A 22,948-nucleotide genomic window follows, 5' to 3' on the forward strand; every position below is an offset into this window, starting at 1 on the left:
ATAATTGCTGTGGCTCTTGACTTAATTAATCCGAAACATCTTAAAAACTGGTTTACTAATTGCTGCTACTGTACCTCATAACATCCGGAAGTGCTGTATTAGGAACAGGCAAGATGCCTGTTCCACGACATATTAAATTTTTGTGGGGCGGGCATCTTGCCCGCCCATGAAAGTGACAAATGGGATAACTGCGAACCTAATCTATCCTTTCCATCACAATTCCATCAACTATTTCATAACCCCAATTAAAATGTCGATTTGCCAACTGCTGGGCTATGTCATATTCGCCCAAATTGCAGAGTTCAACTAACTTTTGATATCCTTCATCTCTTTCTCGCTGCAATCTTGACCGCCGCAGTTTTTCTCTCTCTTCCTCAGAAGGATTTTGTCGCTCTTCTCCCAGCGGATTAATCTCGCTAATTCGTTTCATATCAGCCTCATTAAAAAGGGATTGATTCGACTATTTCACCGTCAACTATTTCGTAGCCCCATTCGGGGTTAGCACCGATTTGTTGTTCAACTATACTTCTGCCGAGAGGAGTTTGGTAAGCTTTTTGCAAAGAGAAAATAGTGGGGATTTCGGCTGCGGTTGGCAGCTCTTTTTGTTCGAGTTTTGCCGGTTCAGCAATTGTTTCAGATGTGGATTGATTGAGGGCTAATTGCGGCGCGATCGCCCCTAACTTCCGCATAACGCTATCCTTGGTGATTTGCGGTTTTTCGTTGAAGGAAGAGGGCAGATATGGTGTGTCAACGCCCTGGTTTTTGGCTTTGAGTGCATCATCGGCAAGGCGATCGCACTTTCGCAAAAATCCCTCCCACAAATCTTTGCCCAAAACCGGGTTTCTCAAATCAGCACGGGCTTTAGAGACTGCTGCTTCTAGCGGTTCGCCTTTGTGCACGTAATACTGAATTCGCTCCTCTTCAAAAGCAGGATAAGGCACTTCCGGTTCGATTTCCCAATCTCGCTTAACTTTCTGACTTTCTCCTAAAGGAATTCCGGCGATAAATTCCTCCCAAAAAGTCGAGGTTAAGCCTTTTGTCATGCTGTCAATAATTTTAAATGCCCATCCAGAAGGATTGCCAAATCCTAAGCTGTGCTCTTGAGCATATGCTTCTAAAGCTCGCTGAAAGTTGTGCAGTTCTTCTTGGGAATTCCAAGGGCCGCTAAATCGGTAATGAGGGGTGACAGCAACGGCTATTTGCTGGCGGGGTTGCCCGAAATATTTGTCGGTTTTAACTACATGATTTGGGGGTGATGTTTCGCGGAAGATTTCTACAGGGTGATTGTGACTTTCGCGGCTTATCTGTGTTATAATATCTGGCGGATTCGGTGTCCAAAAGTTATTAAGTTTTTCCTCGAAAGCATCAATGTCAGCCCAGAGTTCTAGGGTGTCCGTGTTGGGATTTGTTAATTTTTCTTTCAGGAGCGATCGCACTTTGAGCAGGCGTCTCGCGAGTTCTTGTTCTTCGTGATTTAAACCGGTGGCTTTTTCAATTTCGCTGCTGTTGGTTTTTACCCATTCGCCGGAGTTGGAATGTTGTGATTGCCATTGCAATAATTGGCAAAGAAAAATACTCGCCGCGACTCCGCCGGTAATTGTGGCGAGTTTGGGATAGTAGATGGCGGGGTTTCCTAGATTTCCTAAAAATATTCCTATTTTCATTGTGTATATTCCTAAGTCCCGTAATAGTAGGGTACACCTCGGCGCACCTTACCTCGACTAAACTAGCATTGAGAAACTTAAGATTTTCTTTAAGCTTCTGTCTATTCCTGACTGAATGGAGTTTCTAGAGTAAAAACGGGGATCGCTTATTCGATCGCCTGATTGACAGGACTGAGTTAAACGTAATAATAAATTATTTACTGTACAGCTTCTGCCAAAATGAATCCAGAACGCCAAGAGGCTTATTTGAACTTAATCGAGCGAGTGCTTACTTGTCCCAACGGCCAAGAACCAGAGGTTTTGAGCTCGCGTTCCGATTTAATTGATGCGGGATTTGTGCAAATGCTAATCCAGATATCGGCTTCAATGGCGCGCGAAGGTGACGAAGATACTGCTAATTTTTTAGTGCAACTTGCTCGTTTGCTGGGGAAATCTTTGGGTTTGTCGCCGGATTTGAGGCCGGCTGGGTACAGTAGTGCAAAGGGGTAGAGAAGAGTTGCGATCGCCTCGTTGTATCATGTTTTGAGAAATGAGGGCGATTCCCTACCCTTCGGGATAGCTTTGCTTCACCTAATTTTTAAATGCAGCTATGGCTTTAAAGTTTATATTCTAGAGGCTCGCAAAACTCATTCACCCCACTTTTAAATACATAAATAATCACCGAAGTTACCAAAATATCAGGGCAAATTTTTGCTGCCACTAAATCTCTAAATGCTGCATTCAATTGTCCGTTTGCCAACTCTTCTTTAACCTCGGATTTGCAGATAGCAACGCGGCATCTTTTGGCTAATCCGTCTAACCAATTTTCTGATATATTCGGTTCTTGTCCGGCTTGAATTGCTAGAGATATCGCTGCATCCTCGATGTTACCTTCGCAATCTTCGATTGCGTCTAGGGCTTTTAGGGCTTCGGGATATTCGGCTAATTGCGAGCGAAACTGGGCAATTTGTTGGGAGGTAATAATCATCATATTATTTTCCTGTGTTCTCTGCTGGCGGGACAAGTTTAGCAATTAAAGTTGATATTATAGCATTTTTTGGAGTGAAGGTGAAATTGGGAGATCGAACCTCATTACATTTTCAACTAATATTTTGGACTTCGCAATAGTCCGCCTGGGGTTGGAACCCGTGTCAAAGCTTAACTGTTTTTGCAGAGGACTGATGTTAAATGCGATCAATATCTGGCATTAACGCCCTAAGCCGCCTGATGTTTAAACCCATTTCAAAGCTTAACTGTTTTTGCAGAGGACTGATGTTAAATTAGATTAGTTTCGTCGATCCTTGACAAAAAGCAGCGCTAAAATAGGTTTGCAGAACTCATATTTCTAGGGAGTTGGGAAGAATGACAACCGTTACTTTAAACTTAGATACTGTCGAACTAACAGACGAACAGTTTTACCGTTTATGGCAGATGAATCGAGACTGGCAATTTGAACGAACTGCTAAAGGAGAAATTATTATTATGTCACCAGTAGGCGGAGTCAGCGGCAATTGAGAAGCAGATTTAATTACAGAGTTGGGCTTGTGGAACCGTCAAACGCAGCTAGGGAAAGTGTTTAGTTCTTCCACAATTTTTTGGTTGCCAAATAATGGCGATCGCTCTCCAGACGCGGCTTGGGTTAGCTTGGAAAGATGCTCGGCTTTAACAGAAGAACAACAAGAGAAATTTCCGCCAATTTGTCCTGATTTTGTCATTGAATTGCGTGAAGCGAAGCTATCCCGTTCCCCGCAGGGGTTCCCGAAGGGTAGGAAATCGCGCACAGACCCGCTGCGACCCCTTCAGGAGAAAATGCAGGAATACCTCAACAGCGGCTTGCGCTTGGGTTGGCTAATTAATCCTCAAGACGAACAAGTAGAAATTTATCGCCCTTCTCGCGAGGTAGAGATTGCACAGTTTCCTGTGAGTTTATCAGGAGAAGATGTCTTGCCCGGATTTGTCCTTAATTTGCCGATAATTTGATATTGCCTCAAATTTTTCCTGTTTCCAACTGTATTTTCTTGGGACAAATATCATCATCGTACCAACCAGTCAAAGCCACAGCCAAAGCATCCGCCGCATCATCGGGTTTCGGAATATAACCCAACTCTAACTCCCGCGCCACGGCCTCTTGCACTTCGGACTTATCCGCATTACCGCGGCCTGTCAAAGCTTGCTTAATTTGAGCCGGCGTAAACTCGAACAGCGGCACTCCACACTGCGCCAATACCAGTGTCAAAACACCCCGCGCTTGCGCTACCAGTATGGTATTTCCCATCTTGTAAAAAAACAATTTTTCGGCAATTGCTACATCTGGTTTAATCTCTTCAATTACCGCGTGCAAATCTTCGTAAATTGTTTTGAGGCGCTGTCCCATTTCTTGTTTTGGCATTGTTTTGATCACGCCGCAATCAATCATCGAAACAAAGTTTTCATCTTGTTTACCGGGGACAATTTGACAGCAAATTGCCCCGTAGCCGAGATTTGCTAAGCCGGGATCTAATCCTAAAATTCGTTTTTCCATTGCCAGAATTAGTAATTGGAAATGGGGAAAGAGGCATTAAAAATTTGGGAAATGTTTCCTCACCACCCATTACCAATTACCAATTATTAATTACCCCTCAGTTGTTTCTAGGCCGAATACCCGATCGAACACTTTAGTCACTTTATACCCCGAATCTATTGATTCTAGCGGGTCTTTCCGCAATCGGTGCCGCAAACACAAAGTCATCACCCGGCGAATATCGTCCACAGTCACCTCTGTGCGGCATTCCAAAGCCGTGAAAGCTTTCGCAGCCCGATTCGTCACCAAATCGCCCCGCAGCCCGTCTACATCCAATTCCGCGCAAACTTGGGAGATTTTTACCCGCAACTCTCTATCGATAGTTACCGATTTCAATCTTTCCTGGGCTTCCACCAACCTCTGCTGCAGTTCATCTTGTTCGCGCTGGTATTTCGCGAGAAACTCCGCTGGATTTTGGTCAAAACTCGATCGCTGTTCGACAATTTCCACTCTTAAATTCGGATCTTTTACAGTCCTAATTTCTGCGTGCATCCCGAATCTGTCGAGCAACTGCGGCCGCAATTCTCCTTCTTCTGGGTTCCCGGAACCGATTAAAATAAACTTAGCCGGGTGGCGGATCGAAATGCCTTCTCTTTCCACAGTATTCCAACCGCTGGCGGCCGAGTCGAGCAAAACATCGACTAAATGATCGTCGAGCAAATTGACTTCATCAACGTACAGAATGCCTCGGTTAGCTTTAGCTAAAAGACCGGGTTCAAAAGCTTTAACACCTTCTGACAAAGCTTTCTCGATGTCGATCGTACCGCAAACTCGGTCTTCGGTAGCGCCCAGAGGCAAGTCTACCATTTGAACTTTCTTGCGCGCGATTTTAAGGTCAGTTTGAGATAAAGTGCGATCGCGCACCTCATCGCTCATCAAATCTGGATCGCTGGGATGACTGTTAAAAGGATCGTCAGCCACCACCTCAATTTCCGGCAGCAAGTCAGTGAGGGCGCGGATTGTGGTAGATTTACCAGTACCTCGATCGCCCATAATCATCACGCCGCCAATTTTGGGATCGATGACATTCAACAGCAGCGCCAGTTTCATCTCCTCCTGGCCAACAATTGCAGTGAAGGGAAAAACAGGGCGGCGGGCTGGGGTAGCGGTAACGGTTGGTAGAACGCCCGCATTTAGGGTATTGCTGACTTCGGCAGTAGGACTCACAGGATAACTCAAAATATAATAATTGCTTGTTTATTGTGACATACAAGCGGACAACAGTCGATCTGCAGCCTTGAAATCCAAGTGCAGAGTTTGTGTGATTTCTCTCAAAACGCCGCCAAAAACAGACTATTTCTGAGACACAGAACACGCCAACTCTAAAATTTGTTGCTGACGTTCATCAGACAAACGTTCAACCATCGCAGCTAATAGTTCCGATACAGACAACCAACGCCTTTCTTTCGACTTCCAAACAACTAAAAACTGCTCGGTAGACAGAGTACACAAAACTATTGTTTCGCCAGAGCGGTCGCTAAATTCTATTTCGTAATTCCCATCATCATAACAATCTACAATAGCCCCTCTAGCACCTAGGTGTAAATTATATTCAGGCAATATTACTAACAATTCTACTACATCAAATACTTCTGGTAAGATCGTGCTTACCTCCGAACGAATAGTGTTACCAGTCTCGCCCTATTACTACCCGGTTCTACGATCCAAGCTGTACGGAAAATCTCCTGCCGTCCTGTCCTTGTATGCCCAGAATTGCCAATTCCACAGCATAGCGCTGTCCGTGTTTGTCATTTAGTCCTAAAACTGCTTCCGTATCAATAGTTTTAGTTAAAATATGTGCTAACAGTAACTCATAGTTTTATTGATACAATTCTAAACGACGCTGAAATATTACAGCTTGATGGCTACCGAATGGATTATCTAAATTAAGAGCATACTTTGTTAATTTCGATACTCGATAACGAGATGACTGACAAGTTCTTTTAGCTTCATGTTTGTTGAGATAACACTAAATTTAGCATCCAACAGATTAAAGAGCTGTTTTGGGAACCCGATCGACTTTCTATTTTAGCTCTAAGGTACAATAACTAATAACTAATGACTACCACTGTGGCTCGGAAGCCATCAAAGCAGTCGCAGCCTCGCTCGGTAACGGCTTAGCAAAAAAATAACCCTGACCGTATTCGCAGCCGATCGCCCTTAACCTAGCTAATTGTGCCGCCGTCTCCACACCCTCAGCAATCACATCCATACCCAAAGCGTGAGCCAGCGCCACAATCGTGCGGACGATCGCCACATTCTCCCCCTCGCTTTCGAGCTCCATCCGCCCCACAAACGACTTATCAACCTTCAAAGTATCCGTAGGAAAACGACTCAAATAACTCAACGACGAATAACCAGTGCCAAAATCATCAATTCCCAACTTGACATTAAGCTGCTTCATGTGCTTTAAAACCGCGATCGCCGACTCCACATCATCCATCACCACACTCTCAGTAATCTCCAACTTCAAACTATCGGCACTCAAACCCGTTGTTTCCAAAATCATCTGAATGCGATCGACCAAATCCGGCTGGGCAAACTGCTTTCCCGACAAATTTACACTCATAATTAAAGGCTGATCGAAATCAAACATTCCCTCCCAAAGCCGCAACTGCCAGCAAGCCTCCTCCAACACCCACTCACCCAGCGGTACAATTGCCCCCGTTTCCTCAGCCACCGGAATAAATTTCACCGGCGAAATCAAACCTCGCAGCGGGTGCTGCCAGCGCACCAAAGCCTCAAACCCAATAATCCTACCAGTTGCCAAAGATACAAACGGCTGGTAATGCAGCAAAAACTCCTGACGCTTCAAGGCCACCCGCAAATCAGTCTCCAACTGCAATCTCTCCACCGCCAAAGCGTGCATCGAAGCATTAAACACCTGATACCTTCCCGTTCCCAAAGCCTTCGCCCGGTACATCGCCGTGTGGGCGTCCCGCAGCAAGTGTTCCGGCTGTTCCCTGACAGTAGCAGGTTCGCCGCCCACCGCAATCCCGATACTTGCCGTCACAAACACCTCCTGCCCCTTCAAATCAAAAGGCAAAATTAAAGCTTGGTGAATGCGACCGGCCAAATCCACCGCACTGCCAACATCAACATTCCTCACCAAAATCGCAAAATCGTCACCCCCCACCCGCGCCACAGTATCCCCGGAGCCAATAATCGCCCTCAACCGCTGCACCACCGACATCAGCAGTTCGTCCCCCGCCAAATGACCCAAAGAATCATTAATCACCTTAAACCTGTCTAAATCCAGAAACAGCACCGCAAACAGATAGCTACGCCGGCCCCTAGTATTGGCGATCGCCCGCCCCAGACAATCCACGAACAAATCCCGGTTGGGCAAACCCGTCAGAGAATCGTGAAAAGCATCGTAAAGCTTTCTGTAAGCACTGACACCCACACCAGTCACCACCAAACCCAAAGTCGGCGACACTAACGGTACCCACCCACCCCCAGTAAAAATCCCATAACTAATCCCCAACAGTCCCATCAATCCCGCACCCCCAGCCAATCCCGCCTTCACAGGATGCTGAATCCGCCAAGCCAAAACCCCGCCAACCATCGCCCAAGCACCGTTCCACAAAATTTCCGCCCATTCCGGCCACACCCAAAAGAGCGATCGCCCATCCAAAACAGCACTCAATATTTGGCTGAGCATTTGCGCGTGCAGAAGCACTCCCGGCATTTTCGGACTTTGCTTTTTAACGGGACTGTAGGGCGTCAGAAACACGTCTCTGGTGCTCGGTGCAGTCGTCCCGATCAACACAATTTTTCCCTTAACCCAGCTTGGTTCAATTTCCCCCTTCAATACCTGCGTGATACTGACTTGTCGCGCCACATCCTTACCAGAACGGTATTTGAGCAGAATTTGGTAGCCTTTGGCGTCGAGATTTGCATAGCCGCCGCTGTGAGAAGTTAAAGGCACAAATTCTGCCTTTCCCCAGTTGATTTGGTGGGGATGAACAGAACTATTTTTCTGCTGTACTCTGTCTTTGAGATACAGCAAAGCCACTTGCACAGAAAACGATAAAGCAATCTTTTTGTCTGGTTGCGAGACTGAGAGCAAATTGCGGCGTACAACGCCATCAGGATCGAGCACGAAGTCGTTAAAACCGAGCCGATCGGGCGGTATCCCCGGGGGCGCAGCCACTCCCTCACTTTCTGAATCCCTCAATTTATAAATCGCCACAACATTCCGTGCTTTCAGCCCGGCCAGCAATTCTTTGTGTCCCGGCGCTTGAGGCAAATCCCGGTACAAATCCAAACCGATGACTTTTGGCTGATACTTTTGCAGTTTTGTCAAGGTTTGAGCGATCGCACCGTCGGAAATCGGAAATCTCCCCAAAGCTTGAATATCAGCCTCAGAAATTCCCACTACCAACAGTCGCGGATCGGGACCCGAATCTGGCTGCAAGCGCACTAACGAGTCAAAACTTCCCAATTCCAAGCTTTGCAGGCCTCCCAACTGCCGAATTCCCATATTCAGCAGCGTTACAGTCGCGCCCGCGAGCATTGCAGGCAAAATCCTGACCCGTCGGTTTTGAGAACTCAGGTCGAAGCCAGTTGCGACAGACATTACACAACGAAGATTTCGAGAGAAGTTGGCAGTCACAGAAAAAATATATGGGTGCAAATTCGCTCCGCACAAGTCTGTTCTTACAGAATTGAGCTTAATATGAGATTGAATGTAATTTTTTCAGAACTTGTGCCGCAACCGAGTTTCTTTAAGCTAATTACTCGATTTGGCAAAGTATTTCTCGAACGGGTACCGGGTTTTTGAAGATTTGCCGACAAATCCTGTCTTTCATTCGTTGTTTCCCCAAATTCGCACAAGCGTTAAAATTTAGTCGATCAAACTTTCAGGATATTTTTGAGATGATGGCGAATCAACTTCCGATTCCGGTGATTGTTAACGGTGCTGCAGGCAAAATGGGCCGCGAAGTAATTAAGGCGATCGCCCATGCTAGTGACATGACCTTATTTGGGGCTGTAGACCGTTCTCCTGAGTGCCTCAACGCCGATGCCGGCGAATTAGCCGGATGCGGCCCGTTAGAAGTTCCCATCACTGACGACTTGCAAGGAATGCTGGTATTAGCAGCTCAGGAAAAGCAGTTAGGCGTGATGGTAGATTTTACGCACCCTTCGTCAGTTTATGAAAACGTGCGATCGGCCATAGCTTACGGCATTCGCCCGGTAGTCGGCACTACCGGCTTGAGCAGCAAGCAAATTGAAAACTTAGCTGAATTTGCTGACAAAGCCAGCATCGGCTGTTTGATCGTACCCAATTTCTCGATCGGCATGGTTTTGCTCCAACAGGCCGCTGTCACAGCTTCTCAGTATTTTGAACACGTTGAAATTATCGAGCTGCACCACAATCAAAAAGCCGACGCCCCCAGCGGCACAGCCATTCAAACTGCCCAAATGCTAGCAGAAATGGGAAAAACATTCAATCCCCCCGAGGTGGATGAAACCGAAAAATTAGCCGGAGCTCGGGGCTCTTTAGCCGATGAAGGGATTCGCATTCACAGCATCCGCTTGCCCGGTTTAATTGCCCACCAAGAGGTAATTTTTGGTGGCGCCGGTCAAGTTTATACTTTACGACACGATACGAGCGATCGCGCTTGTTATATGCCAGGAGTCTTGCTGTCTATACGCAAAGTCCTTGAATTGCGATCGCTCGTTTACGGCCTGGAAAAAATCTTGTAGCCATTAATCATTAGTCATTAGTCATTAGTCATAAGTAATGGGAATTAATCTAACTTCTAACTTTTGACTTCTAACTTCTGATTTTTGAGCTCAACATCCATCCCTTAAATCTGTTAAATCCTTTAATATAATCCGCTTCCGAACAGACAGCCGTTGCATCCCGTACATTGCTCGTTGCCGAACTTCCTATGTTAATTCCCTTAACCCGTGAAACCTTTCAAGAACTAATTCCCGCCGTCGCCACCGGAGCGCAATATAAATATATCTGGGGAAAACCGCCAGATTTTTTGAGGCGAATGTTAATCTCTGCAGTCAGCGTAGTTTTCCTCCTGGTAGTCTACAACTTCGCCGGTTCCGATGTCGGGCCGCTAGTTTTAATCACCGGATTGATAGCTGGTTTGTACTGGCTGTGGGGGCCGATTTTGTGGGCGAGTTTGCGGAATGCAGAATGTCGCAAATATCAATACTGCGGTTTTTGGCAAGGACGAGTTTTGGATATATATATTACAGATGAAGTCACCAGTCAAGAAGAAACAGTCAATCAAAAAGGACAACTCGTAATAGTTGACAACCTAGAACCGCGAATTAATTTAGAAGTCGGCGACAAAACCGGATTTACTACTACACTTCGAGCTCCCTTGCGGAAAGATCACCAAGGAATTGCCCCCGGCCAAGCTGCTTTAATGTTAATTATGTCAAATCAAGAAGATTTAGGCAAAATTGCCAAAGTTTCAGATATTTATATTCCCAGCCGTGACGTGTGGGTGAGCGACTATCCTTATCTGCGTAGGGATTTGTTTGTGGAGATGAGTCAGCAAATTAAAAAAGGCAGGAAAAAAGACCGCGATCGCACTAATCAAAGCAGAGATGTAAAAAGGCGATCGCCCGCTGATTATTAATTAATAAAACAGACTCCCTAATCCACGTTCAAGATTCTATTCTGCGGTTGAAACCGCCCAGTCTAATAAAGAAGTTTTTAACGCGGATTTGGGATTAATTTCTGGTCGAAGGTCGAGTTTTCGGACGCCAGAAAAATTCAGACAGCTTCATTTTTGGTTGACCTAGCCGTTTACGCCACGCTTCCATATAAGTGTAAAATACCGGAGTAAGATACAGCGTTAAAACTTGCGAAAACAGCAATCCACCGACGATCGCAATTCCCAACGGACGGCGCGATTCGGAACCGCTACCAACTCCCAGGGCAATCGGCAAAGTTCCAATTAAAGCCGCCATCGTCGTCATCATAATCGGACGGAAGCGGACGATGCAAGCTTCGTAAATGGCATCAAACGCGCTTCTGCCTTCTTGGCGCTGTTTCTCGATCGCAAAATCTACCAGCATAATACCGTTTTTCTTGACAATTCCCACCAGCAGAATAATCCCGATAAACGAATAGAGATTGAGTTCAACCTGAAAGATTACCAGCGTTAACAGTGCACCAAATCCGGCTGACGGCAAACCTGACAAAATTGTCAGCGGGTGAATGAAATCCTCGTACAAAATGCCGAGAATTAAATAAATCACCACAATAGAAACCACCAACAACCAGCCTAAATCGTTAAAAGATTGGTTGAATACCTGGGCTGCACCTTGGAAACTTGTTGTCACTGACGGCGGCAAAATATCCTTTGCAACTTTCTCAATAGCTGCGGTTGCTTGACTCAGTGATGTGCCTGGAAGAGTGTCAAAGGAAATTGTAGCAGAGGGCAATCCCGTTAGGTGATTGACGGTTAGCGGGCCGACTGTTTGGGTGACATTTGCGATCGCACTTAGCGATATCATTTGTCCGGTATTCGATCGCACGTAAAGCATCGACAAAGCACTCGGATCGCGCTGATACTCAGGCTTGAGCTCTAACACAACCGTAAATTGATTGTTCGGAGTATAAATCGTCGAAACCTGTCCTGAAGCGTAAGCTGCGCTGAGGGTTTTTTGCACTTGTTGAGCACTAACGCCGACGGCTGCGGCTTTGTCGCGATCGACTTTAACTTGAAGCTGAGGCGTGCTCAGTTGCAAATCGCTATCCACACCGCGCAATCCCGGTAGCGTTTTGATTTTAGCTAACAATTCCGGCACCGCTTGACGCAGCGCTTGCAAGTCTAAACTTTGCACCGTAAACTGATATTGTGAATTTGTTTGTTGACCGCCGATCGGAATCGCAGCAGGAGAGCGTAAAAAAGCTTGTATCCCCGGAATTCCGCGCAATTTAGGAGTGAGTTGTTGGATGATTTCATCGGCACTGAGGCGGCGCTGCGATCGGGGTTTGAGCCTAATTGTGATGCGTCCGTTGTTCGCAGATGCGTTCGGCCCGCTCGCACCTACAGTTGAGTTCAATGCTGCGATGTTGGGATTTTTCCGAATAATATCAACCACTTTTTGTTGGTGAAGCAGCATATCTTCAAACGAAATATCTTGCGCTCCTTTTGTGTTAACCATCAGTTGTCCGGTGTCTTCAGTCGGAATAAAGCCTTTCGGAACCAGAACGAACAGATAAGCCGTAAATACCAGCAGAATTACAGAACCAATCAGCGTCATGAAACGGTATTTCAAAACAGGCTTTAGCGTCCATTCATATCCTTGCAGCAGCAGCTCGAATCCCCGCTCTGAAAGGTGGTAGAAGCGGTTTTTTGGGTGTTGGTGGGACGATTTGAGAAATCGACTGCACAACATCGGCGTGAGGCTCAGAGAAACAAATCCCGACACCAAAATTGCTACAGAAATAGTCACAGCAAATTCGTGGAATAACCGACCGATCAACCCGCCCATAAACATGATGGGAATAAACACGGCGACCAATGAAAGCGTCATGGAAACAATAGTAAAACCAATTTCTTTCGACCCTTTTAATGCTGCTTCTAGCGGTGCTTCTCCCATTTCTTGGTGGCGAACAATATTTTCGAGAACCACGATCGCATCATCCACCACAAACCCTACTGAAAGCGTCAGCGCCATCAGAGACAGGTTATCTAACGAGTATCCCAACTGATACATCACCGCAAACGTACCGATAATCGCCACAGGCAAAGCTAAACTCGGAATTAGCGTCGCTGTGAGGTTCCGCAAAAATAGAAAAATTACTAAGACAACCAGACATACCGACAAAACTAAGGAGAACTTCACATCGTCTACAGAAGCCCGAATTGATTGAGAGCGATCGTACATAATTCCCATTTCGATCGATTGGGGAATTTGTTGTTTGAGTGCGGGTAACATTTGCACGATCGAATCGACGATTTCTACAGTATTTCCATCGGGTTGAGGCTGCACGGCCAGCAAGATTGCAGGTTGATTTGTAACATTTTTATCGGTGTACAAATTCAAGACTTTGTTGTTCTGCACGTCGTCAATCACGTTTCCTAAATCTTGCAGCCTCACTGCTGCGCCATTTTTGTAAGCAACAATCAGCGATCGATATTCGGCTGCATTATTTAATTGACCGTTTACCTGAATTAAATAGCTTTTGTTATCGCCAGAGAGGCTTCCGGTTGGCAAGTTTACATTTCCTTGCGTAACTGCGGTTCTAACTTGATCTAATCCGATGCCCCTGGCGGTCAATTCTCGCGGATCGAGTTGAATCCGCACTGCATATTGTTTCTGCCCGTAAACCTGCACTTGCGCCACGCCGTCGATCGCTGAGATGGGTTGTGCGATCGTCACTTCTGCGGCTTCATCCACTTCTGCAATTGGCAGGGTTTTGGAGTACAAATAAAGGTATAGAACCGGCGCAACTGAAGGGTTAACTTTGCGGTAGCTAGGCGGTTTGGGCATTCCCGATGGCAATGAACCTGCGGCGGCGGCGATCGCAGCTTGTACGTCTTTAGCAGCAGAATTCACACTGCGGCTGAAGTCGAATTGTAAGGAAATGTTTGCGCTACCGGTGGAACTGGTGGAGTTAAACGAATTGAGGCCAGCTATTTCAGTGAACTGTCTTTCTAGCGGCGCGGCGACTGAGGATGACATTGTTTCGGGGGTGGCACCGGGTAAGCTAGCAGAGACACTCACAAAGGGATATTCAACGTGAGGTAAGGCGCTAATTGGTAGCAGAAAATAACTCATCAAACCGAAGATTAGGATGCCGATTGTGACCAGTGCGGTCATCACGGGGCGGCGGATAAAAATTTCTGAAAGGTTCATAATTATGAAGGAAGAAGGAAGAAGGAAGAGGGAAGAAGTTGTAGGGTGTATCGCCCTCGAAAATACTTAACCAAATATCGATAACCTTATGGCGGCGCACCTTATACCAGGTTTACTATCCTAAAAATATCTGCGTTAATCTGTGTTTATCTGCTTGACATCTGCGGTTTATGTATCAATCAAAGACTTATGCAATCTTGTCGATATTTAGTTGGGGATTGATCGCAGGCGACGCACCCTACGAATATTTTATAAAGGTTATTTTACCGTCCTCATTTAAACGAAAAAACTTTCCTAAACTTCACCTCATTGAGCTTTTTCCGCCACGATTCCATGTAGATGTAAAATACGGGCGTGAGATACAGTGTCAAAACTTGTGAAAACAAAAGTCCGCCGACAACAGCAATTCCTAACGGGCGGCGAGATTCCGAACCCGCCCCAACTCCTAGGGCGATCGGCAATGTTCCCATTAGTGCCGCCATTGTGGTCATCATAATCGGCCGAAAGCGCACTAAGCAGGCTTGATAGATTGCTTCCGCTGGTTTTTTGCCCTCGTCGCGCTGGGCTTCGATCGCAAAATCCACCATCATAATGCCGTTTTTCTTAACAATCCCTACCAGCAAAATGATGCCGATGAATGAATAAACGTTGAGCTCAACGCCAAACAACATCAGCGTTAATAATGCCCCAAATCCCGCCGAAGGCAATCCCGACAGAATTGTAATCGGATGGATGAAATCTTCGTACAAAATACCGAGAATTAAATAGATTACCAAAATTGCCACGGCCAACAGAAACCCTAAACTCGGCAGCGAACTTTGAAATACTTGACTCGCGCCCTTATAATTAGTAGAAATGCTGTCAGGGATTACCGATTTCACGATTTTGTCGATCGCACTATTTGCCGTTCCCAGCGCCACCCCAGGAGCGAGGTTGTAGGAAATTGTCGCAGCATTCATCCGCCCGACATGGTTGACAATTAACGGTGCAATTCCCGGAGTGATTTTGGCAAACGTTGCTAGCGGTACTTGTGTTTGACCGCCAGAAGCATCACTCGAATTACTGGCGGCTGTAGCGATGTAAAGCTGCATCAAAGCATTGGGATCTTTTTGATACTTTGGTTCGAGTTCCAAAATAACTTGATACTCGTTGCTCGCGCCGTAAATCGTGGAAACTTGGTAAGCGCCGTAAGCATTTCTCAGGGTGTTTTCAATTTGACTGGCAGTAATTCCTAATGCTGAGGCTTTGTCGCGATCGATATCAATTTTGATTTGAGAAGTCATCTGCAAATCGCTGTTAACATCCTGAATTTCTGGCATTGCTTTCATTTTGTCAACCAGTTGCGGGACGTATTGCCGCAGCGGTAAAACGTCAGAACTTTGCAGCGCGATTTGATACAATCCAGTGCTTTGTTGAGTGCCCAGCGGGATTGCCGGAGGATTGTGCAAGAAGACTTGAATGCCGGGAATCTCTGCTAGTTGCGATCGCAAATTCTGCACAATTTCATCGGCTCCCATCTGCCGCTGCGAGATCGGTTTCAGCCGAATAAACAAGCTTCCCGAATTTCCGGCAACTGCCGCCCCGCCGCCATTTGCACTCGCTCCTGCCCCGATATTCGAGTTAACTGCTTCCACATTCGGATCTTGGCGAATCGCGCTGACAACGGCTTGCTGGTGGCGAACTAATTCATCAAAAGAGGCATCTTGTGCAGCTTGAGTAATACCCGTGATTTGTCCGGTGTCTTGGCTGGGAATAAAGCCTTTGGGAACCGCGATAAATAGTCCAACTGTGACAAACACCATTGCGAATGACAAAATCATCGTGGTGCGGTGATATTTTAAAGCTTTCTTGAGGCTCCAATCGTACAAACTTAAAAAGCGATCGAATACATACTCTGAAGCTCGATAAAGCCGACTTTGATTGGCGTGATTTACCGGACGTAAAAAACGGCTGCACAACATCGGTGTCAAGCTCAAAGATACAAAGCCTGAAACCAAAATTGAAACTGCAATCGTCACTGCAAATTCATGAAACAAGCGCCCCAACAACTCGCTCATAAATAACATCGGAATAAACACCGCCACCAAGGAAAGCGTCATCGATAAAATCGTAAAGCCGATTTCCCTAGACCCGTTTAGCGCCGCTTCTCGCGGGCTTTCTCCTTCTTCTATGTGGCGGACGATGTTTTCGAGCATGACGATCGCATCATCGACTACAAAGCCGACGGATAGCGTCAGTGCCATCATCGACAAGTTATCTAGCGAGTAGTCCAATAAGTGCATCACCCCAAAGGTTGCGATCAGCGAAACCGGCAGCGCTAAGCTGGGAATGACTGTTGCAGACAGATTGCGTAAAAATAAGAAGATTACTAAGATAACTAGGGCGATCGTCAAAACGAGCGTAAACCGAACGTCGTCAACCGAATCGCGAATCGATTGAGACGCATCGTACATCACCCCAAGCTCGATCGAACTCGGAATCTGAGTTTTTAAGTTGGGCAGTAATTTTTGAATCGTCTCTACAACTTCTACAGTATTTGTTCCCGGCTGTCTTTGAATCGTGAGGATAATTGCGCGATCGTTGTTATACCAACTAGCAAGTTGAGTATTTTCTACGCTGTCAATGACTCGTCCTAATTGTTCGAGATAAATAGGCTGTCCATTTTTGTATGTCACGATTAAACGGCGGAATGCTGCTGCATCCTGAAGCTGTCCGTTTGTTTGCACCGTAAAGTTTTTATGGCTGCCGGAAAGGCTTCCTGTGGGTAAGTTGACGTTTCCTTGTTCGATCGCAGTTTGCACTCGATCGATGCCAATTTGCCGCGTTGCTAACTGCTGCGGATCGAGTTGAATTCGAGCCGCATACTTTTGAGAACCGTAAATCTGCACTTGCGCCACACCGCCGATTGTCGATAGCTTTTGCGCTAAATAGGTTTGTGCGTATTTATCAACCTCAGAAAGCGGAAGTGTTGGGGAAGTGAGATAAAGGTAAAGAATCGGCCCGTCGGCGGGGTTGACTTTGCTGTAGGTAGGCGGATTTGGCAAATCGTTGGGCATTTGGCCCGAGGCCGAGGAAATTGCCGATTCCACATCTTGCGCCGCATCGTCAATATTGTGGCTGAGATTGAACTGAAGTGTAATTTGAGTTTTGCCGCTGGTACTTGTTGAGGTTAGCGTATCGAGTCCGGCAATGCTGGAAAATTGCTTTTCTAGCGGGCGCGCCACCGATGCCGCCATCGTTTCCGGGCTAGCGCCGGGGCGGGATGCACTGACTTGAATCGTGGGATAATCGACGTTTGGTAAATCGCTAATCGGCAGTAAGCGATAACTCATCCAACCAAAAATCAGAATTGCCGCCATCACCAACGTGGTCATAATTGGACGGCGAATAAACGGTTCTGAGAGATTCATTAGTTATCAGCCTTTCTCAGGTAAATAAGGTACTCTTGGGCATGGGGCATGGGCATGGGGCATGGGGCATGGGGCATGGGGCATCGGGCATGGGGCATCGGGCATCGGGCATCGGGCATCGGGCATCGGGCATCGGGCATCGGGCATTTTGACCAAGAATTTCTTGATGGTACCCGCCACGTGATTTATCCGTGGAATCAATCCCAAATCGAAAATCGAAAACCCTCAAGCCCCCGCATTTATCCGTGGTCAATCTCAAATCTCAAATCTCAAATCTCAAATCTCAAATCGATACGATAGCCCTAGGGATTTTTGCGCGATTTCCATGACTTATTTCCCGATGAATTAGAGTCGCCGCCAGATTTTACATTAGTTTCTTTGGCTCCAGATGTGTCTGAATTATTATTGCCTTTAGTATTATCTGAATTATCTTTAGCATCCGCTGCGGTTTTAATGCGAATCTTGCTGCCATCAACCAGATTTGCTTGTCCGTCGGTGACAACTTCATCACCCGCATCCAGACCTTTTTGGATGACAGTTAAGCCGTTGATTGTATTGCTGACAACTACAGGCACATTTTCCACTGTATCGTCTTCTTGGGCGACAAATACGAATTGTCCGTTTGGCCCTGTCTGTACAGCTTGTGAGGGAACAACAATGGCATTGGGTTGTTGACTTAATGTTAGAGTTGTGCTAACAAATTGACCGGGGAATAGTTTTCCATCTGCGTTATTAAAGTCGCCAATCAGTTGAATTGAGCCTGTGGAATTGTCAACCGTATTGTTTACAAATGACAAGGTTCCCGATATCGGACGATTGTTTCCGGCAAAGGTGACATCAACTTTAAGTTTGCCGTTGTCCGCGTATTTTTGGATGTCTGGCAGGTTGGATTCAGGAACCGAAAAGGCAACTTGAATTGGATTAATTGTGGAGATTGTCACCAAGGGTTTGTCGGTGCTTGCTTGCACCACATTGCCTTCTGTCACCAGAATGTTTCCGGCGCGCCCGTCGATCGGCGCATAGACCTTGGTATAGGATGATTGCACCTGAGCATTTTTCAAGGCACCGCCGTCTGCACTCAACCCAGCTTGAGAACCCTCGATCGCAGCCCGATCGCCCTCCACGACAGCCCGAGCATTGTCAATCCCTACTAAATCGCTTTTCACCGCCGTCTCAGCATTCTCAATCCCCACGAGATCGCTTTTCACCGCCGTCTCAGCATTGGCGATCGCCACTTCATCTCCTCTGACGACTGCCTCAGCATTGGCGATCCCGATGCGATCGCTCTTCACCGCCGTCTCAGCATTGGCGATCGCTTGCTGGTCAAGATCGACCGTTGCTGCTGCGGCTCGGCTGCTGGTAGCGTATTGTTGGGCTTGATCTTGACTGATTACTCCTTGTTGGTAGAGGGCTGCGTACCGTTGACTTTGTGCTTCGGCATATTGGGCTTGAGCTCGATCCTTGGTCAAGGTCGCGATCGCTTGCTTGACTGCGCCTTGGTCTTTTTCCAGAGTCATTCTGGCTTGCTCGACAATTCCTTTGTCTTTTTCCAGAGTCATTCTGGCTTGCTGAACAATTCCTTGGTCTTTAGCAAGGGTCGCTTTGGCTTGCTCGACAATTCCTCGGTCTTTGTCAAGGGTTGCTCTGGCTTGTTCGACAACTCCTTCGTCTTTAGAAAGGTTGGCTGTGGCTTGTTGCACCTGTGCTTGGCTTTTTGCTACGATTCCTTGAGCTTGCTGGATCGAGGCAGTTTGAGAGCGATCGTCGATCGAAAACAGCAGTTGTCCTTTCTTAACTTCTTGTCCTTTCTTGAAATAAACTCCTGTAATCCGCCCGCTAGCTTGTGGTGTCACCGATACAGTAGAACTCGATTGCACGTTACCGATCGCTTGCAACTGTATTGGAACCGTTTTTTTCGTTACTGTTGCCACTGTCACCGGAGTTATTTGCAGTCTACCGCTGCGGCTCGGTTTTTCCGCTTTAGGAGCAGTCGATCGCGCCCAAACCAAAAATCCCAACCCACCCACCAGCAGCAACCCAAGCAGAAACAGCGCAATCCGCCCTTTCGCCAGCACCTTTTCCGTCGGTTGTTTGGCTGCAACACTTTCCGCCGGTTCGCTCTGGGGCAATGTTGGAGCTTCCTGAAAAACTTCACGGAGAGCGTCTTTTGGAGTTTCACTAACAATTTCTACGTTGTGCGTCGGTTGCTCGTTCAGCTTCAGATTTTCGTCAGAAACTTTAGGGCGAGTGCCATTCCGACTTTCACTAATAATTTCCTCGATCATCACAAACCTCTTTTGTAACTAACATCTTGCACTATTCTCAAAAACAGGCAAGATGCCTGTTCTACAGGAGATAAATTTTCTCGCTTTACAGGCATCTTGCCTGTTCGTAAAAGGCTTATTGACAATGGTGCAAAAGGTGAGCAACATCTCAGTTGTAACTAACATTTTGTATCATTTATCATTCTCAAGAACAGGCATCTTGCCTGTTCCACAACAGATCAATTTTCTTGTGGAGTAGGCCGGAGAACCCGCGCAAGTCTTGTATCAGTTACGCACTGCAAATTGCTCGATCGGAACGTTATTGCGAGCTTCTTTGAGACTGCTTTTGCCCCCGAGGATAAGCAGTCTTGAGAATTTCTTTAATTTTTGTCTTTTGTTCGGCGGTGAGATTTAGCTCGGACAAAGCTTTCCGCATTTTTTCACCTCCCTTGACTTTAGTTTCTAACTGTTGTACCTGCTCGGGCGTCAACACCGCTTCGACTTGTTTGCGAAGTTCCTCGCGTTTCTGTGCGCGTTCTGCATCCGTTGCTTTCGGTTGCGCTGAACTTGGAGTTGCAGTCGCCGCGACAGTTTGAGCAGTTTGAGTGGAAGCAGAATCCGCCTTCGCTTGGTCGGAACTTACTGGATTGGCCGCCGTCGTGTCAGGTTGGGTAGCTTCGGAGGCATTGGATTGCGTACAACCAGACAAACCGCCTACCAAAATTGCACCGACGAGAAGAAATGCTGGTGCGATCGTTGTTCTTTTCATGATTTACTGCCTCTAATTAACCTTAACCACCAAATCTTATAGGCTAAAATCAGCCAGCGCATGACCCAAGACTCCTAACTTGACCAGTCAAAAAGCACTTTGCGGTTGTGACTTTTTTCCTAGTCCCAAAGGCCAAAATCAGCCGAAAAGGCTCTAGCGCGATCGTTGGCCGCTTCGCTAAGCTGCTACACATATAAATTGTTTGTTATGGCAAAAGGGGACAGCGGGAGTAGGAGAGAGAGTGCGAGGGGAAGAGAGGGAGAGTCGGAGAGGGGGACAATTGCTTAATTACCAATTACCAATTCCCTCAACATCCATCCGTTAAATCCGTTACATCCGCTACACAATCCGTTGCCGAACTTCTGCCTTCTGAACATAAGGGGGTAACGTGTTTTTTGATTCCAAGATACCTTCTACAATTAGGTCAGCGCCCTTGCTTGAATCGCTCCTGCTTTTGATGGGGAAAAGTTCTATGATTCGCTTGACCTATCCGTCCTTTCGCTTGTTGCTTTATTTGGAGTGGCTGCTGCTGGCGACGGCGGCCTTGATGGAAGTGCTGCATCCGTTTCAGTCGGTCTGGTCGCTGCTGTTACGGGTTGGCGCGATCGCACTTTTCGGCGCGATCGGGTTGCGTTTGCCAACCGTTCGGTTAAGTAGAAAAGTTTTATTTACAGCCCTAGAATTTGGCTTGATTTTGCTGCCAATTGTCCACGAAGGGTTATCGAGCCGATCGAGCTTTTTGCTTTTTCTCGTCCTGCTGATGCGCAGTTGTCTGATCTTCCGTCAGCCGGGGCAGGTGACAGTCTTGGGTTTAGCCCTGCTGTCCTATAGTTCGCTACTGTTATTAAAACCTATTTTACCTGAAAAAGTCATTGCAACTGTTTGGGAATGGCGATTTAGCAATGTGTTATTATTTGGCTTGACATTAGTCTTCGCTTTATTGTTAATTAATGCGTTGATTGCAGAACGCCAAAGCCGAGAGCAATTAGAAATCGCTCACGATAAATTAGCCATAACTCACGAACAACTCCGCCATTATGCACTGCGAATTGAAGACCAGGCAACTTTGCAGGAACGCAATCGGATTGCCCGCGAAATCCATGACGGACTCGGACACACCCTCGCGGCTCAAACGATTCAGCTTAATAATGCCCTATTGTTCTGGAAATCGGAGGATGAGAAAGCGCTGGAGTTTCTGAAACAGGCGAAACAACTCGGATCGGAAGCTTTGTTAGAAATTCGCAAATCTGTTTCGGTGTTGCGATCAAATCCTTTGCAAGGATTGTCGCTTGAAAGTGCGATCGACAAACTTCTCCAAGACTTTCAGCGCATGACTGCGATCGAAGTTTCCAACTCGATTCGCTTACCAGTTCTGCTATCTCAGGAAATCAATACAGCACTTTACAGAATTGTGCAAGAATCGCTCACAAATATTCACAAACACGCTGATGCAACGATGGTGAATGTTGGATTGCAGCAGCACGCAGGACAGATTTATTTGTCGATTGCTGACAACGGCAAAGGCTTCGATCCCGCACAAAATACCACTGGATTCGGACTCCAGGGAATGCGCGAACGAGTGGCCGCGGCAGGCGGTCAATTTTCGATTTACAGCAAGGCTGGAAACGGTTGCCGGATTTCGGTTTCTTTGCCATCTCAAAATATCTAGGAATCAGCGGTTTAAACCGCGTCTATACAAACTTTTGTCCCTCTATAAGAGGCTGAAGAAATGATAATAAAGTGCGGTTTTCCCGACGCTAATTGATGCGAGGATTGTTATATGATTCGGATTTTGCTAGTGGACGATCGGCATATTATTCGCCGGGGAATCAAGAGTATCCTGGAATGCTATTCTGATATGCAGGTAATTGGTGAAGCTGAAAACGGACAGGAGGCGATCGACCAAATTCCCATCCTACAGCCGGACATTGTGCTGATGGATATTCGGATGCCCGTGATGGATGGCGTAGCAGCAACCGGGGCGATCGCCGAATCTTATCCCGATACAAAAGTGCTGGTTTTAACCACCTTTGATGACGATGAATATGTCAGCCAAGCAATGCGGCTGGGTGCAAAAGGCTACCTGCTCAAAGATACCGAACCCGACGAACTTGCGTTAGCCATTCGCGCTGTTTATAAAGGACACACGCAACTCGGCCCCGGATTGTTTGAGAAAGCCCTGATGACTCCTGCTGTAACTAATCCGACGGTTGTTTCTCCACCAGAATTAGAGCAACTCACGCCCAGAGAATTAGAAGTGTTGCGTTTAATAGCTTCGGGCGCGAACAATCGAGAGATTGCTCAAACCTTATTTTTGTCGGAAAACACGGTAAAGAACTATGTAACGAATATTTTGAGTCGGTTAAATTTGCGCGATCGAACTCAAGCCGCGCTGTTGGCTCATTCACTCTTCAATTAGGGACTTATTGATGCCTGAAAGTGGCAATCAAAGCCTT

At 46.7% G+C, this 22,948-nt stretch carries 18 protein-coding genes and 1 pseudogene; 6 read left to right on the forward strand and 13 right to left on the reverse strand.

The features are described from left to right. Positions 1-196: 196 nt before the first annotated feature. Both QUA53_RS12795 and QUA53_RS12800 read right to left on the reverse strand, forming a co-directional pair. A complete protein-coding gene (locus tag QUA53_RS12795) occupies positions 197-430 on the reverse strand; it encodes a hypothetical protein (RefSeq protein ID WP_333096052.1) in 234 nt (77 codons plus the stop codon). A gap of 10 nt (positions 431-440) precedes the next feature. Further along, entirely contained in the window at positions 441-1,664 is a 1,224-nt protein-coding gene (locus QUA53_RS12800; RefSeq protein WP_333096051.1) for a hypothetical protein, read from the reverse strand. Between the two features lie 219 nt (positions 1,665-1,883). On the opposite strand from QUA53_RS12800, the gene QUA53_RS12805 reads away from it, so the two are divergent. Further along, positions 1,884-2,153: a hypothetical protein gene (locus tag QUA53_RS12805; protein WP_333096050.1), complete on the forward strand. Its 270-nt coding sequence runs from the start codon at positions 1,884-1,886 to the stop codon at positions 2,151-2,153. A gap of 106 nt (positions 2,154-2,259) precedes the next feature. On the opposite strand, the gene QUA53_RS12810 is transcribed toward QUA53_RS12805, so the two are convergent. Next, positions 2,260-2,634 (reverse strand): hypothetical protein, encoded by a 375-nt coding sequence (locus QUA53_RS12810; RefSeq protein WP_333096049.1) that lies wholly within the window; start codon positions 2,632-2,634, stop codon positions 2,260-2,262. Positions 2,635-3,005: 371 nt separating this feature from the next. On the opposite strand from QUA53_RS12810, the pseudogene QUA53_RS12815 reads away from it, so the two are divergent. Next, positions 3,006-3,623: pseudogene (locus QUA53_RS12815) on the forward strand (Uma2 family endonuclease). A gap of 7 nt (positions 3,624-3,630) precedes the next feature. Here QUA53_RS12815 and ruvC read toward each other — a convergent pair. The 6 genes from ruvC to QUA53_RS12835 all read right to left on the reverse strand — a co-directional run bounded on the left by ruvC (position 3,631) and on the right by QUA53_RS12835 (position 8,785). Continuing rightward, positions 3,631-4,164, reverse strand: a complete 534-nt coding sequence (gene ruvC, locus QUA53_RS12820; RefSeq protein ID WP_333096048.1) for a crossover junction endodeoxyribonuclease RuvC — start codon at positions 4,162-4,164, stop codon at positions 3,631-3,633. 90 nt (positions 4,165-4,254) lie between these two features. Next, positions 4,255-5,370: a magnesium chelatase ATPase subunit I gene (gene bchI, locus QUA53_RS12825; RefSeq protein ID WP_333096047.1), complete on the reverse strand. Its 1,116-nt coding sequence runs from the start codon at positions 5,368-5,370 to the stop codon at positions 4,255-4,257. Between the two features lie 126 nt (positions 5,371-5,496). Further along, positions 5,497-5,826 (reverse strand): DUF4926 domain-containing protein, encoded by a 330-nt coding sequence (locus tag QUA53_RS12830; RefSeq protein ID WP_333248894.1) that lies wholly within the window; start codon positions 5,824-5,826, stop codon positions 5,497-5,499. Continuing rightward, the gene (locus tag QUA53_RS29215; protein ID WP_445305234.1) at positions 5,811-5,885 is read right to left on the reverse strand and encodes a hypothetical protein; all 75 of its coding nucleotides are present in this window, start codon (positions 5,883-5,885) and stop codon (positions 5,811-5,813) included. The genes QUA53_RS12830 and QUA53_RS29215 overlap by 16 nt, the downstream gene beginning before the upstream one ends. Beyond that, a complete protein-coding gene (locus QUA53_RS29220; protein WP_445305235.1) occupies positions 5,861-6,010 on the reverse strand; it encodes a hypothetical protein in 150 nt (49 codons plus the stop codon). The genes QUA53_RS29215 and QUA53_RS29220 overlap by 25 nt, the downstream gene beginning before the upstream one ends. 255 nt (positions 6,011-6,265) lie before the next feature. Then, a complete protein-coding gene (locus QUA53_RS12835; RefSeq protein WP_333096046.1) occupies positions 6,266-8,785 on the reverse strand; it encodes an EAL domain-containing protein in 2,520 nt (839 codons plus the stop codon). A 302-nt stretch (positions 8,786-9,087) separates the two neighbouring features. On the opposite strand from QUA53_RS12835, the gene dapB reads away from it, so the two are divergent. Both dapB and QUA53_RS12845 read left to right on the forward strand, forming a co-directional pair. Then, positions 9,088-9,915 carry a 4-hydroxy-tetrahydrodipicolinate reductase gene (dapB, locus tag QUA53_RS12840; protein ID WP_333096078.1) on the forward strand — a complete coding sequence of 276 codons (828 nt, stop codon included), beginning with the start codon at positions 9,088-9,090 and terminating at the stop codon, positions 9,913-9,915. A gap of 188 nt (positions 9,916-10,103) precedes the next feature. After that, complete coding sequence (locus QUA53_RS12845; protein WP_333096045.1) at positions 10,104-10,814, forward strand: phosphate ABC transporter permease; 711 nt, start codon at positions 10,104-10,106, stop codon at positions 10,812-10,814. 94 nt (positions 10,815-10,908) lie between these two features. Here QUA53_RS12845 and QUA53_RS12850 read toward each other — a convergent pair whose 3' ends face one another. The 4 genes from QUA53_RS12850 to QUA53_RS12865 all read right to left on the reverse strand — a co-directional run bounded on the left by QUA53_RS12850 (position 10,909) and on the right by QUA53_RS12865 (position 20,492). After that, a complete protein-coding gene (locus QUA53_RS12850; protein WP_333096044.1) occupies positions 10,909-14,049 on the reverse strand; it encodes an efflux RND transporter permease subunit in 3,141 nt (1,046 codons plus the stop codon). A gap of 272 nt (positions 14,050-14,321) precedes the next feature. Further along, the gene (locus QUA53_RS12855; RefSeq protein ID WP_333096043.1) at positions 14,322-17,459 is read right to left on the reverse strand and encodes an efflux RND transporter permease subunit; all 3,138 of its coding nucleotides are present in this window, start codon (positions 17,457-17,459) and stop codon (positions 14,322-14,324) included. Between the two features lie 302 nt (positions 17,460-17,761). After that, positions 17,762-19,744 (reverse strand): efflux RND transporter periplasmic adaptor subunit, encoded by a 1,983-nt coding sequence (locus QUA53_RS12860; protein WP_333096041.1) that lies wholly within the window; start codon positions 19,742-19,744, stop codon positions 17,762-17,764. 298 nt (positions 19,745-20,042) lie between these two features. Next, the gene (locus tag QUA53_RS12865) at positions 20,043-20,492 is read right to left on the reverse strand and encodes a hypothetical protein (RefSeq protein WP_333096040.1); all 450 of its coding nucleotides are present in this window, start codon (positions 20,490-20,492) and stop codon (positions 20,043-20,045) included. A 472-nt stretch (positions 20,493-20,964) separates the two neighbouring features. On the opposite strand from QUA53_RS12865, the gene QUA53_RS12870 reads away from it, so the two are divergent. Further along, positions 20,965-22,161, forward strand: coding sequence for a sensor histidine kinase (locus QUA53_RS12870; protein ID WP_333248882.1), 1,197 nt, complete (start codon positions 20,965-20,967; stop codon positions 22,159-22,161). 111 nt (positions 22,162-22,272) lie between these two features. Next, positions 22,273-22,911: a response regulator transcription factor gene (locus tag QUA53_RS12875; protein ID WP_333096038.1), complete on the forward strand. Its 639-nt coding sequence runs from the start codon at positions 22,273-22,275 to the stop codon at positions 22,909-22,911. The last annotated feature ends 37 nt before the right edge of the window (positions 22,912-22,948 follow it).

Origin of the sequence: Microcoleus sp. Pol12B3 (genome assembly GCF_036701355.1) — a bacterium.
Taxonomy (GTDB): Bacteria; Cyanobacteriota; Cyanobacteriia; order Cyanobacteriales; family Microcoleaceae; genus Microcoleus.